At 72.9% G+C, this 10,847-nt stretch carries 11 protein-coding genes and 1 pseudogene; 8 read left to right on the top strand and 4 right to left on the bottom strand.

The annotated features are described in order from the left end of the window. Nucleotides 1-497, bottom strand: a pseudogene (locus tag WML84_RS08800) (hypothetical protein); the annotation flags it as partial. 194 nt (nucleotides 498-691) lie between these two features. Between WML84_RS08800 and WML84_RS08795 the strand changes: the two are divergent. Continuing rightward, the gene (locus WML84_RS08795; RefSeq protein ID WP_347345769.1) at nucleotides 692-1,384 is read left to right on the top strand and encodes a phosphocholine cytidylyltransferase family protein; all 693 of its coding nucleotides are present in this window, start codon (nucleotides 692-694) and stop codon (nucleotides 1,382-1,384) included. 46 nt (nucleotides 1,385-1,430) lie between these two features. Further along, a complete protein-coding gene (locus tag WML84_RS08790) occupies nucleotides 1,431-2,444 on the top strand; it encodes a hypothetical protein (RefSeq protein WP_347345768.1) in 1,014 nt (337 codons plus the stop codon). Nucleotides 2,445-2,567: 123 nt separating this feature from the next. On the opposite strand, the gene WML84_RS08785 is transcribed toward WML84_RS08790, so the two are convergent. Continuing rightward, the gene (locus WML84_RS08785; protein WP_347345767.1) at nucleotides 2,568-3,278 is read right to left on the bottom strand and encodes a response regulator; all 711 of its coding nucleotides are present in this window, start codon (nucleotides 3,276-3,278) and stop codon (nucleotides 2,568-2,570) included. Next, the gene (locus tag WML84_RS08780) at nucleotides 3,275-4,546 is read right to left on the bottom strand and encodes an ATP-binding protein (protein ID WP_347345766.1); all 1,272 of its coding nucleotides are present in this window, start codon (nucleotides 4,544-4,546) and stop codon (nucleotides 3,275-3,277) included. The genes WML84_RS08785 and WML84_RS08780 overlap by 4 nt, the downstream gene beginning before the upstream one ends. A 94-nt stretch (nucleotides 4,547-4,640) precedes the next feature. On the opposite strand from WML84_RS08780, the gene WML84_RS08775 reads away from it, so the two are divergent. The 4 genes from WML84_RS08775 (at nucleotide 4,641) to WML84_RS08760 (ending at nucleotide 8,066) form a co-directional block, all read left to right on the top strand. Continuing rightward, nucleotides 4,641-5,624: a tripartite tricarboxylate transporter substrate-binding protein gene (locus WML84_RS08775; RefSeq protein ID WP_347345765.1), complete on the top strand. Its 984-nt coding sequence runs from the start codon at nucleotides 4,641-4,643 to the stop codon at nucleotides 5,622-5,624. Next, the gene (locus WML84_RS08770) at nucleotides 5,621-6,277 is read left to right on the top strand and encodes a tripartite tricarboxylate transporter TctB family protein (RefSeq protein WP_347345764.1); all 657 of its coding nucleotides are present in this window, start codon (nucleotides 5,621-5,623) and stop codon (nucleotides 6,275-6,277) included. Before WML84_RS08775 ends, WML84_RS08770 begins: the two co-directional genes overlap by 4 nt. Further along, a complete protein-coding gene (locus WML84_RS08765; RefSeq protein ID WP_347345763.1) occupies nucleotides 6,265-7,812 on the top strand; it encodes a tripartite tricarboxylate transporter permease in 1,548 nt (515 codons plus the stop codon). The genes WML84_RS08770 and WML84_RS08765 overlap by 13 nt, the downstream gene beginning before the upstream one ends. Nucleotides 7,813-7,877: 65 nt before the next feature. Beyond that, nucleotides 7,878-8,066: a hypothetical protein gene (locus tag WML84_RS08760; RefSeq protein ID WP_347345762.1), complete on the top strand. Its 189-nt coding sequence runs from the start codon at nucleotides 7,878-7,880 to the stop codon at nucleotides 8,064-8,066. 9 nt (nucleotides 8,067-8,075) lie between these two features. Here the strand turns inward: WML84_RS08760 and WML84_RS08755 are convergent, their stop codons facing one another. Beyond that, on the bottom strand, nucleotides 8,076-8,282 hold the full coding sequence (locus tag WML84_RS08755; protein WP_347345761.1) for a hypothetical protein: 207 nt from the start codon (nucleotides 8,280-8,282) through the stop codon (nucleotides 8,076-8,078). Nucleotides 8,283-8,433: 151 nt separating this feature from the next. On the opposite strand from WML84_RS08755, the gene WML84_RS08750 reads away from it, so the two are divergent. Both WML84_RS08750 and WML84_RS08745 read left to right on the top strand, forming a co-directional pair. Next, nucleotides 8,434-9,966, top strand: a complete 1,533-nt coding sequence (locus tag WML84_RS08750) for a hypothetical protein (RefSeq protein WP_347345760.1) — start codon at nucleotides 8,434-8,436, stop codon at nucleotides 9,964-9,966. Between the two features lie 42 nt (nucleotides 9,967-10,008). Next, nucleotides 10,009-10,842 carry a hypothetical protein gene (locus tag WML84_RS08745; protein ID WP_347345759.1) on the top strand — a complete coding sequence of 278 codons (834 nt, stop codon included), beginning with the start codon at nucleotides 10,009-10,011 and terminating at the stop codon, nucleotides 10,840-10,842. The last annotated feature ends 5 nt before the right edge of the window (nucleotides 10,843-10,847 follow it).

The following is a 10,847-nucleotide window of genomic DNA, read 5'->3' as shown; positions in this document are numbered from 1 at the left end:
TCCTCGGGAACGATCTCCTCGGGAACGGTCTCCTCGGAGACGATCTCCTCGACCGCGATCGTGACCGGCTCGTCGGTCTCCTCGAGGGATGCCGAGGCCTCCGGTCCCACCTCTCCGGGCTCCGGCGGAGCCGGGTCCGAGGTCACGGCATCCGACCCGGTGCCGGCGCCGCGCGCCGGCACCAGCCGGCGCACCCACATGCGCACGCGCGGCGAGCGCGGTGCGGGCGGCTCCGTGTCGTCGGCCGGCGGCGCGGAGTCCTCCGACCGAGCGACGACCGCCGCCCCGTCCGCCTCGGGGGCGAACTGAGCGGCGGCGACCGCGGCGGGCAGATCGGGCTTGGGCGGCACGCTCTCGGACGGCGGCGGGACCGCGTCCCCGGGTGCCGGAGCGGCGGGCCGCGTCGCGGCGGCGGCCGCGGAGATCCCCGGCAGCGGCGGCACGACCACGACGGCCGTGCGGTCGGCGTCGTCGTCGTGCGGCAGCGTGGGCGTCACGCGACCAACCTAGCAAGCCGTGACATACCACCCCGCACGGGGCATCGACGCGCCGAGCGCGGTTTTTGTCACGAATCGACAACGGAGGCGGCGTGCACGGCTCCTTCTCAGGTGGAATCGCTACCCTGGACACGGCACGAAGGGGTGTCATCGTGGTGAACCGAAACCAAACACTTTCCTTCAGGAGCAAACACGTGACTGTTCAGACCGTCATCCTCGCAGCTGGCATGGGCTCGCGGCTGGGCCGCAGCCTTCCGAAGCCGCTGACCGAGCTGAACGACGGCCGCAGCATCATGCAGCAGCAGCACGACAACATCCGTGCCGCGTTCGGCTCCGCGGCCCGCATCACGACCGTCGTCGGCTACAAGGCCGAGACGATCGTCGAGGCCTTCCCCGACGTCGACTACGTCTACAACGACCGCTACGACCAGACCAACACCTCCAAGAGCCTGCTCCGCGCGCTCTCGGCCACCGGCCGCAGCGGCGTGCTGTGGATGAACGGCGACGTCGTCTTCGACCCGCGCGTGCTCGGCCGCGCGATCGAGCTCATCGAGCGCGACCAGTCGTTCGTGACCGTCAACACCGCCAAGGTGAGCGACGAAGAGGTCAAGTACACCGTCACGGCCGAGGGCTACATCGACAAGCTCTCCAAGACCGTCCGCGGTGGCATCGGCGAGGCCGTCGGCATCAACTACATCTCGAGCCGCGACAAGCGCGCCTTCATGACGCAGCTCGGCCGCGTCGACGACCAGGAGTACTTCGAGGGCGGCCTGGAGCTGGCCATCGCCGAGAACGGCGTGCTGATCGAGCCGCTCGACATCTCCGACCTGTACGCGGTCGAGGTCGACTTCGCCGAGGACCTCGAGCGCGCCAACCTGTTCGTCTGACGCGTGCAGCGCGTGCTCAGCGGTTCCGCCTAGGATCGTCGCTGACATGGCCAAGGTCCCGCGCATCCACTCCCTCCCCGACGACGCCCCCTGGGCGGGCGGACTGCCGCCGGTCGGATCCGACGAGCATCCGCGCATGATCCGGGCGCTCGATCGCGTCCTGGCGATCCAGCGCCCGGTCGTCGTCGCGCATCTGCGGAGCATCAGGCTGCGGCATCCCGATGCCACGACCGCCGAGATCGTGCGGATGCTGGAGCGTCGCTACCTCGCCGCCGTCACGACCGGCGGAGCCGCGGTCGGGGCGACGGCGGTCGTGCCGGGCATCGGCACCGGCGTCACGCTCGCCCTGAGCGGCGTGGAGACCGTCGGCTTTCTCGAGGCGACGACGCTGTTCGCGCAGTCGCTCGCGGAGCTCCACGGCATCCGCGTCGAGAACCCCGATCGTGCGCGCGCGCTCGTGCTGACCCTCATGGTCGGCAAGGAGGGCGTCGATCTCGTGTCGCAGTTCGCGCGGCAGGCGCGCGGCAAGGGCCCGACGCGCGACAAGTACTGGGGCGAGCTCATCACCAAATCGCTCCCCCGCGCGGCCGTGGGCCCGCTCGTCGACCGGCTGAAGACCGCGTTCGTGCACCAGTTCGCCGCGAAGGGCAGCGCCTCGGTCGTCGGCAAGGCCCTGCCGTTCGGCATCGGCGCCGCCGTCGGAGGCACGGGGAACCACCTGCTCGGCCGGCGCGTCATCGTCGGCTCGCGGCGCGCGTTCGGCGTGCCGCCGGTGGAGTATCCCGCCGAGCTGGAGCCCCGCCCGGGTGCGACGCGGCTCGAGCACTCGGCCGTGTACGGCGCGCGGCGCGCCGGCGAGGTCCTCGTCGCCGCGGGCCGCAGGGCGACGGATGCCGTCGGCACCGCGGGCCGCAAGGCCGCGGACGCGGTCGGCAGCACGAGCCGCAAGGCGACCGACGTCGTGCGGCGCCGCAAGGACGCGCCCGAGCTGCCGGAGTCGCCCGCCGCGTCCGCGGAGTCCGCGCCGGAGCCCTCCGCGGCCGTACCCTCGGAGCACTGACCCCGCCGTCGCTCCGCGGCATCGGTTCGGAGATCTGCGCGGGGTCGGAGGTCACCAGCATCCCGCGTCCGCAGAAGCGCCGATCTCCGACGAAGCGCCGCGACCGGGGACGCCGGACGCCGCTCAGGTCGGCGCGCGGCGGTAGAGCACCTCGGGCCGACCGCGCGCGCCGAAGCGGTGCGACACGGTCACGACGCCCGTGCGGGTGAGATGGTCGAGATACCGGCGCACGGTGGGCACCGATGCGCCGCACTGCGCCGCCAGGTCGCGCACCGTCACCGGCCGCACCGGGTCGAGCGCCGTCAGGATGAGCTCGAGCGTGGCCGCCGACAGACCCTTCGGCAACGCGGATCCGATCGCGCCGTCCCCCGGCGCGGGGGCGGGCTCGCGCCGCGCCGAGAAGAGCGCGTCGATGTCGCCCTGGCCGAGCGGCAGCGCGGCCTCGGCGATGCGGTCCGCGCGCGCGTCCCGATAGCGCTCCAGCCGCGCGGCGAACGCCTCGCGCGTGAAGGGCTTCGCCAGGTAGCCGACGACGCGCGCCGACAGGGCCTGCCGGACGGTGGTGGCGTCGCGCGCGGAGCTGATGACCATGACGTCGAGGTCCCACTCGCGCACGATGCGGAGCCGGTGCAGCACCTCCACCCCGCTGAAGTCCGGCAGGTTGACGTCCAGCAGCACGAAGTCGACGTCCGTCCGCGCCGCGAGCCGCGCCGCCTCGGCGCCCGTGCGCGCCGTCGCGACGAGCGTGAAGCCGGGGACGGCCGCCAGGTACCCCGCGTGCAGGCGGAGCACCGCGGGGTCGTCGTCGACGATGACGGTGCGGATCCCGTTCATCGCCGCCTCGTCCCCGTCGCCGCGGGGACGTCGACCACGAACAGCGCGCCCCCGAGCGCCGAGGTTCCGACGTCGATCGTGCCGTCGCGGCCGCCCACGATCCGTCGGACCAGGTCGAGCCCCACGCCGCGGGCTCCGTTGCCGTCCTTGGTCGACACGCCGCGCTCGAAGATGCGGCCGAGCAGCTCCGGCGCGACGCCGGGACCGTCGTCGGCGACCTCGATGTGGACATGCCCGTCGCCCGCCTGCACGAGCACGCGCACGACCCCGTGCGCGGCCTCGGCGGCGTTGCGGCACAGGTTCGCGACGACCAGCAGGTCGTCGTCGTCGAGGATCGCTCGCGGGACGCTCGTGTGCTCGTCGATCTCGAGGCGTCCGGCGCGGGCGACGAGCTCGCTTCCGGTGGCCTCGAGCAGCGCGCGCAGGCGCGGATCGCCGACGTCGACGGCCACCTCCGTCGTGGTGGTGACCGGCACGAGGTCGGCGATGTAGGCGAGGGCGCCGTCGTCGTCGCCCTCGGCGACGAGACCCCGGATCACGTGCAGGCGCGTGTGGAACTCGTGCGTCTGCTCGCGCAGCGCCGACGCGACGCGCCGCTGCGACTGGAGCTCGCGCGAGTGCGCCTCGAGCCGCCGCACGCGCCGACGCACGAGTGACGTGAGCGCGGCGCTCGCGAGGCAGCCGACCAGCACCGAGCCGATCACCCACGGGATCAGGCCCGACAGCGCCGCGGTGAAGTCCGCCGCGATCTCGCTCTCGAGGATGCCGACCGACGCTGCGCCGATCACGCGGTCGCCGTCGCGCACCGGCACCTTGGCGCGCAGGGTCGGCCCGAGCGTGCCGGTCTCGGTGCCGAGGAACGTCTCGCCCGCGAGCACCCCGGACGGATCGGTCGAGACCGGCTTGCCGCGCTCGGCCTCGGTCGGGTGCGTGATGCGGATGCCGTCGGCATCGGTGATGACCACGTAGTCCACTCCGGAGGCCTCGGCGACGAGGTCGGCGAGCGGCTGGAGCTCGGCGGTCGCCTGCGCGAGCGGGAGGACCACCGCGCTGCGCACCTGGTCGAGGGCGGCGAGGCTCCGCGCCACGCCGAGGACGCGCTCCGACGTCGCGGTGCGGATGCTCCGCTCCTGCACCGCCGCCGCGATCGCCGTGGTCGCGCCGACGCACGCGAGCACCACCAGGCACTGCATGAGCAGGACGAAGAGCACCCGGCCGCGCACCTGGGGGGCGGTGCCGGCGGAGTCCATCGGCACCTCGGCAGTCATGATCATCTATGAGCACAATCGACGCGTCGCCCGTCCGGCGACCGCGAGTGGTGTCATCCTACTGAGCAACGTCACAGCGAAGTGCAGGAGGACCATGCTCCGTCGAAGAATCAGCGGCATCGTCGTCGGCGTGGCCGCCGTCGCCCTCTTCGCCGTCGCGGCGATCAGCGCGAGCGCCTCGGGCAGCGGCGAGAGCCCGCGCACGAAGCTCACGATCGTCGCCCCGGCGGCTCCCGGCGGCGGATGGGACAGCTTCGCGCGCGAAGCCCAGCGCGTCATGCGCAACGACAACATCGCCGGCGGCATCCAGGTCGTCAACGTCCCGGGCGCCTCGGGCACGATCGGGCTCGGGCAGGTGGCCGAGATGGGCGATCGCCACGACGTGCTGATGGTCACGGGCGGCGTCATGATCGGCGGCATCCTGATCAACAACTCGTCGGTGGATCTCGGCGACGTCACGCCGATCGCCCGCCTCGCCGACGACTTCAACGTGCTCGTCGTCCCGGGAGACTCGCCCTACGAGACGCTCGACGACTTCGCGGAGGCGCTCGCGGCCGATCCGGGCGGCACGGCGATCGCGGGCGGCTCGCTCGGCGGCATCGACCACCTCCTGGCCGGCATGCTCGCCGGGGCAGTCGAGGTCGACCCGAGCGACGTGAACTACATCGCCTATCCGGGCGGCGGCGAGGTCGTGACCTCGATCCTGTCGCACACCGCGCAGGCCGGCCTCTCCGGCTACAACGAGTTCCGCGACCAGATCGAGTCGGGCAACCTGCGCGCCCTCGCCGTCTCGGCGCCCGAGCCCGTGCAGGGCATCGACGTGCCGACGTTCGTCGAGCAGGGCTACGACGTGTCGATGGCCAACTGGCGCGGCTACGTCGCCCCGCCGGGCATCAGCGACGAGGTCTACGACGAGCTCGTCGCGATGATCACGGAGATGCACGACACCGCCGACTGGCGCGATGCGCTCGCCCGCTACAACTGGGTCGACAGCTTCATGGTCGGCGAGGAGTTCGACGAGTTCATCCGCAGCGAGACCGAGCGCACGGAGCAGATCATGAAGGAGCTGGGCCTGTGACCCCCGTCGAGCCCCCCACCGCCACCACCGGCACGCTGCGCCTCGCGGCGACGCCCCGGTGGTACACCGGCCGCAGCGAGCTGATCGTCGTCGCCGGCGTGCTGGTCCTCGCGATCGGCCTCACCGTCGGCATCGTGACCATGCAGGTCCCCGAGGGCACCGCCTTCCCCGGCCCGCAGTTCTTCCCGATCATCGTGACGGTCTTCCTGTACGGCGTCGCGATCGCCCTCGCGATCAGCGTGATGGTCTCGCCGCGCCGCGCGCACGTCGCCGACGATCCGACCGAGCTGTCCACCGACATGCTCGAGGATCTCGGCGGCATCGACGACACCACCGAGATCCGCGTCGTCGCGCCCGAGGATCTCGTCGCGGCGCAGACCGACGTGCCCGAGGCGAGGCTCGACTGGAAGACGATCGGCATCACCGTCGGCGCCATCGCCGCGTTCATCGTCGCGCTGCCCCTGCTCGGCTGGCTCATCTCGGCGGCCGGTCTGTTCTGGGCGCTCGCGTGGGCGTTCGGCAGCAAGCGACCGCTGTTCGACATCGGCATCGCCGTCATCGTCTCGTCGATCGTCCAACTGGCCTTCGGCCTCGGACTGGGCCTGTCGCTCCCGGCCGGCATCCTGGAAGGAGCGTTCCCGTGGATCAGCTGACCCATCTCCTGGAGGGCTTCGCGGTCGCCTTCACCCCGCAGAACCTGCTCTTCCTCGTGATCGGCGCCGTCCTCGGCACCGCCGTGGGCGTGCTGCCCGGCCTCGGCTCGGCGATGGCCGTCGCGCTGCTGCTGCCGGTCACGTTCAGCCTCGACCCCACCGGCGCGTTCATCATGTTCGCGAGCATCTACTTCGGGGGCCTGTTCGGCGACTCGACCGCCGGCATCCTGCTGAACACTCCCGGCAACTCGTCGGCGATCGCGACGACCTTCGAGGGCCATCGCATGGCGAAGAACGGGCGCGCCGCGAAGGCGCTCGGCACGTCGGCGATCGGCGCGTTCATCGGCGGCATGATCGCGTGCGCGCTCGTCGTGTTCTTCGCGCCCTACATCGTGGAGCTCGCGAAGATCTTCGGACCGGCCGAGTACTTCGCCCTCGCGGTGTTCGCCTTCGTCGCCATCTCGGCGGTCGTGGCCGACTCGATCGTCCGCGGGCTCGTGGCCCTCGGCATCGGGTTCGCGCTCGCGCTCGTCGGCATCGACGGCATGAGCGGCACCGAGCGCTTCACGCTCGGCAGCCCCGTGCTCTTCGACGGCATCTCGATCATCGTGATCACGGTCGGGCTCCTCGCGATCGGCGAGGTCATCCACATCGCGTCGCACATCCGCCAGCCGCGCGCCAAGGAGCAGATCCTCACGCCCAACGGCTCGCCGTTCCTGACGCTCGCCGACTGGCGCAAGGCGCTGCCCGCCTACCTCCGCGGCACGGCGTTCGGCGTGCCCTTCGGGGCGATCCCCGTCGGCGGCTCGGAGGTGCCGACGTTCCTCGCCTACGGCACCGAGAAGCGCCTCGCGAAGCGCCGCAACGACCCCGAGTTCGGCACGACCGGCTCGATCCGCGGCGTCGCAGCCCCCGAGGCGGCCGGCAATGCGACCGCCGGCTCGGCCATGGGAGCCCTCCTGGGCCTGGGACTGCCGACCTCGGCGACGGCGGCGATGATGATCGCGGCGTTCCAGCAGTACGGCATGCAGCCCGGCCCGCTCCTGTTCGAGCGCAGCGGCGACCTCGTGTGGCCGCTCCTGGCGAGCCTGTTCCTGGGGCTCATCATCCTGGTGATCATCAACCTGCCGTTCGCGGCGCTGTGGGCCAAGCTCCTGCTCGTGCCACGGCCGTATCTGTACGCGACGATCACCGTCCTGTCGGTGCTCGGCGTCTACGCGATCGCCTCGCGCACCGTGGATCTGTGGATGGCGCTCGGGATCGGCATCGTCGGCTTCGCGATGCGGCACTTCTCCATCCCGCTCGCGCCGGTGCTCATCGCCGCGATCCTCGGCCCCCTCGCCGAGACGCAGCTGCGCCGTGCGCTCGCCGTCTCGGAGGGCGATCCCGGCATCCTCGTCTCGTCGCCGATGACGATCGTGCTCTACGTGCTCCTGGCGATCGTGGTCGGCATGAGCGCCGTGCAGCACCTCCGCCACTCCCGCGATCAGCGGGCGAAGGCCGCCGCGCAGGAGCAGGAGCGCGTCTCGGCCTGAGGCCGCGATCGAGCGAGGTCGGCCGGCGATGCGCCGGCGGCGCGCCGAGGGCGCACAATGGGGGCATGGGCATGTTCACGCAGCGACCGGAGGATCCGACCGAGTGGGCGGGGCTCCCGTCCGAGCCCCTCGAGCCGCGCTCGGCCGCCGACCGGCTGGCCGACGCGCCGTCGATCTCGCTGCTCGGCGAGAGCGGCACGGCGGTCAGCATCGCGATCCCGATGCCGGCCGCCGTGGAGGACGGCGACGGCTGAGGCGGGCGCTTACGACTCGCGGTGGTCGGAGCCGGCGACGCCGCCCCGATTGGTCGCGCCGCCGCGCGCCCGCGTGATGTAGGCGAGCCCGACGCTGATCGCCAGGATGCCCGCGACGAACACCAGACCGGGCGCCACCGGCGACACCTGCGCGAGCCCGAACAGCCAGAACCCGCCGAGCAGCAGCACGATGAAGAGAACGAAGTCGACGATCATCTCAGACCTCCTGTCTTGGCCTCCACTGTCCCACGGCCGGCATCCGTTCGCCAGTCGCGGCGCGCCAGGCTGAGACCCGCCCGCTGAACTACACTCCACACGAGCACGCACCGCGACGAGCGTCGTCGTGCGCAGAGCACACGGGGGCGCGATGACACGAGCGGATGCCGTCGCGCCGGGCGCCGCGCGCTCCGGCCGGCTCTGGCTCGAACCCGCCCTGGTGGTCACGGGTGCCGTCCTGCTCGTCGTGGTGCAGGCGCAGGGCATCACGACGCCGTCGTCCTGGTACGACGAGGCGGCGACCTACTCCGGGGCCTCGCGAGCGTGGCCGAGCCTGTGGGCCATGCTCGGCCACATCGACGCCGTGCACGGCCTGTACTACGCGCTCATGCATCCGATCGCCGTGGCGTTCGGGCCCGACCCGTTCGCCCTGCGCGTCACGTCGACGCTCGCGGTCGGCGCGGCCGCGGCGCTCGTCTACGCCCTGGCGCGGCAGTTCGGCACCGCGTGGTCGGCCGCGGCCGCCGCCCTCCTGTTCGCCGGCCTCGGCCGCACCGCGTGGATGGCCACCGAGGCGCGCTCGTTCGCCCTGACCACGGCGCTCGCGACCCTGCTGACCCTGCTGCTCGTGCTCGCCGTCCGCACCCGTCGGAGCACCGCCCTGAGCATCGCGTACGCGGTCGTCGCGGTGATCGGCATCCACGTCTTCCTCTACGTGATCCTCGTCGTGGTCGCGCACGTCGTGACCCTCGCGTGGCTGCCGCTCGACCGCCGGCGCCGCACGCGGCTGCTCGTCGCCGCGGGCGCGGCGATGGCGGCGAGCATCCCGCTGGGTCTCGTCGTCGTGTCGCAGCGGGGACAGCTCGGCGGCACGTTCGCGGTGGATGCCGGGGCGCTCCGGCACGTGTTCATCGGCGAGTTCTTCCATCGCGAGCTGCAGCAGGGCTGGCTCGCGTGGGGCTTCCTGGCCTTCGCCGTGGTCGCGCTGCTCGTGCGGCGGCGCCACTGGCCCGCGACTCCCGAGCCCGCGGAGCCGGCGCTCGCCGCCGTCGCGCATCCGGTGCGGGTGCTCCTCCCCTGGCTCGTCGTCCCGACCGCCGCGATCCTCGCCGTGTCGGTCCTCGGGCCGTCGATCCTGCAGCCGCGCGCGCTCGTGCTGTCGGCGCCGGCGTTCTGCGTGCTGTTCGCCGACACCGTCCGGCGGGCGCTCGGCGGCGTCACCGCCGTGGTGCTCGCGGTGACCGTCGCGCTCACCGGCGTGGGCGCGTTCGCCGCGAACCGGCAGCTCGCCGCCAAGAACGCGGACTGGCCCGCGCCCGTCGCGTACCTGGAGCGGAACGCGGCTCCCGGCGACGGCATCCTGTACTCGACGCCCATCGACTACCGCACCTGGCCCAGCCTCATCGGGCTCATGCATCCCGACGCCGTCGGCGACCTCGTCGACGTGACCCTCCTCGTGCCCGGCCGCGACCGCGCCGACCTGTTCGACGAGCGCTCCACGAGCGCCGATGCCGTGCCGCTGATGGCCGAGCTGCCGCGCGTCTTCTACGTGCGCAGCCGCGCGCTCGCCGACGCCGACGTCGCGGACGACCTCGCCGCGCTCCACGACGCCGGGCTCGTCCGCGCGGAGACGTGGGAGGGCCGCCTCACGGCCGTGGAGACGTGGGTGCGCGCGGGCGGCTGATCCGGCTCGACAGCGCGGCCCGGGCCCGCATACGCTCGCACCATGGACAACGCTCTCGTGCTCCTCGCCGCCTGGATGCCGCAGCAGCGCTGGTACGCGACCAAGACCGGCCTCCCCCGCCTGCGTGCGATCGCGTCGTGGGATCTCCCCGGCGACGGCGTGCTCGTGCGCACGCACCTGATCGCCGACGACGGGTCGACGCCGCCGACGCTGTATCAGGTGCCCACCGTCGCGCGTCCGACGGACACGGTCGGCGAGGACGCCGTGGCGATCGGCGAGCTGGGGCCGGGCATGACGCTCGTCGACGGGACGCACGATCCCGCGTTCACCGGACCGCTGCTGCGGCTGGTCACCGCCGGCGGCACCGCGACGGGTCCCGGGATGGGCGCGACCGGCCGCGCCGCCGACGCGCCGCCGCCGATCGGCACGGGCTACCTCGCCCGCGTCCTGTCGGGCGAGCAGTCCAACACGTCGATCGTGTACCGCACCGACGGCGACGGCGCACCGGTCATCGTCAAGGTCTTCCGTCAGCTCCACGCCGGCCTCAACCCCGACGTCGAGCTGACCACCGCGCTGTCGACCGACGGGTCGCCGTACGTCGCGCGTGCCGTCGGCTCCGTCGAGGGCGAATGGCCCGACGCGGCCGGCGCCGACGATGCGGCGCGCGGGTCGCTCGTGTTCGCGCAGGAGTTCCTGCCCGGCGTCGAGGACGCCTGGCGGGTCGCCCTGCGCGCCGCGGTCGCGGGCGAGGACTTCACCGCCCGCGCGCGGGCGCTCGGCGAGGCCACCGCCGACGTGCACACGCGTCTGGCCGAGCTCTTCCCGGTGCGGACGACGGATGCCGCCGCGCGCCGCGAGACGGCGCGGCGCTGGTAGCGGCG

The organism is Microbacterium sp. (genome assembly GCF_039812165.1).
In the GTDB taxonomy this organism is placed as follows: domain Bacteria; phylum Actinomycetota; class Actinomycetes; order Actinomycetales; family Microbacteriaceae; genus Microbacterium.
The sequence above is the reverse complement of the archived record's forward strand: the minus strand, read 5'-3'. Positions and strand labels throughout refer to the sequence as shown.

Bases quoted from the DNA above. Each gene is read 5' to 3' on its own strand.
- WML84_RS08755 (WP_347345761.1), bottom strand. From the start codon at position 8,282: ATGATCGTCGACTTCGTTCTCTTCATCGTGCTGCTGCTCGGCGGGTTC.
- WML84_RS08760 (WP_347345762.1), top strand. From the start codon at position 7,878: ATGGGCATGTTCACGCAGCGACCGGAGGATCCGACCGAGTGGGCGGGG.
- WML84_RS08785 (WP_347345767.1), bottom strand. From the start codon at position 3,278: ATGAACGGGATCCGCACCGTCATCGTCGACGACGACCCCGCGGTGCTC.
- WML84_RS08750 (WP_347345760.1), top strand. From the start codon at position 8,434: ATGACACGAGCGGATGCCGTCGCGCCGGGCGCCGCGCGCTCCGGCCGG.
- WML84_RS08745 (WP_347345759.1), top strand. From the start codon at position 10,009: ATGGACAACGCTCTCGTGCTCCTCGCCGCCTGGATGCCGCAGCAGCGC.
- WML84_RS08775 (WP_347345765.1), top strand. From the start codon at position 4,641: ATGCTCCGTCGAAGAATCAGCGGCATCGTCGTCGGCGTGGCCGCCGTC.
- WML84_RS08790 (WP_347345768.1), top strand. From the start codon at position 1,431: ATGGCCAAGGTCCCGCGCATCCACTCCCTCCCCGACGACGCCCCCTGG.
- WML84_RS08780 (WP_347345766.1), bottom strand. From the start codon at position 4,546: ATGACTGCCGAGGTGCCGATGGACTCCGCCGGCACCGCCCCCCAGGTG.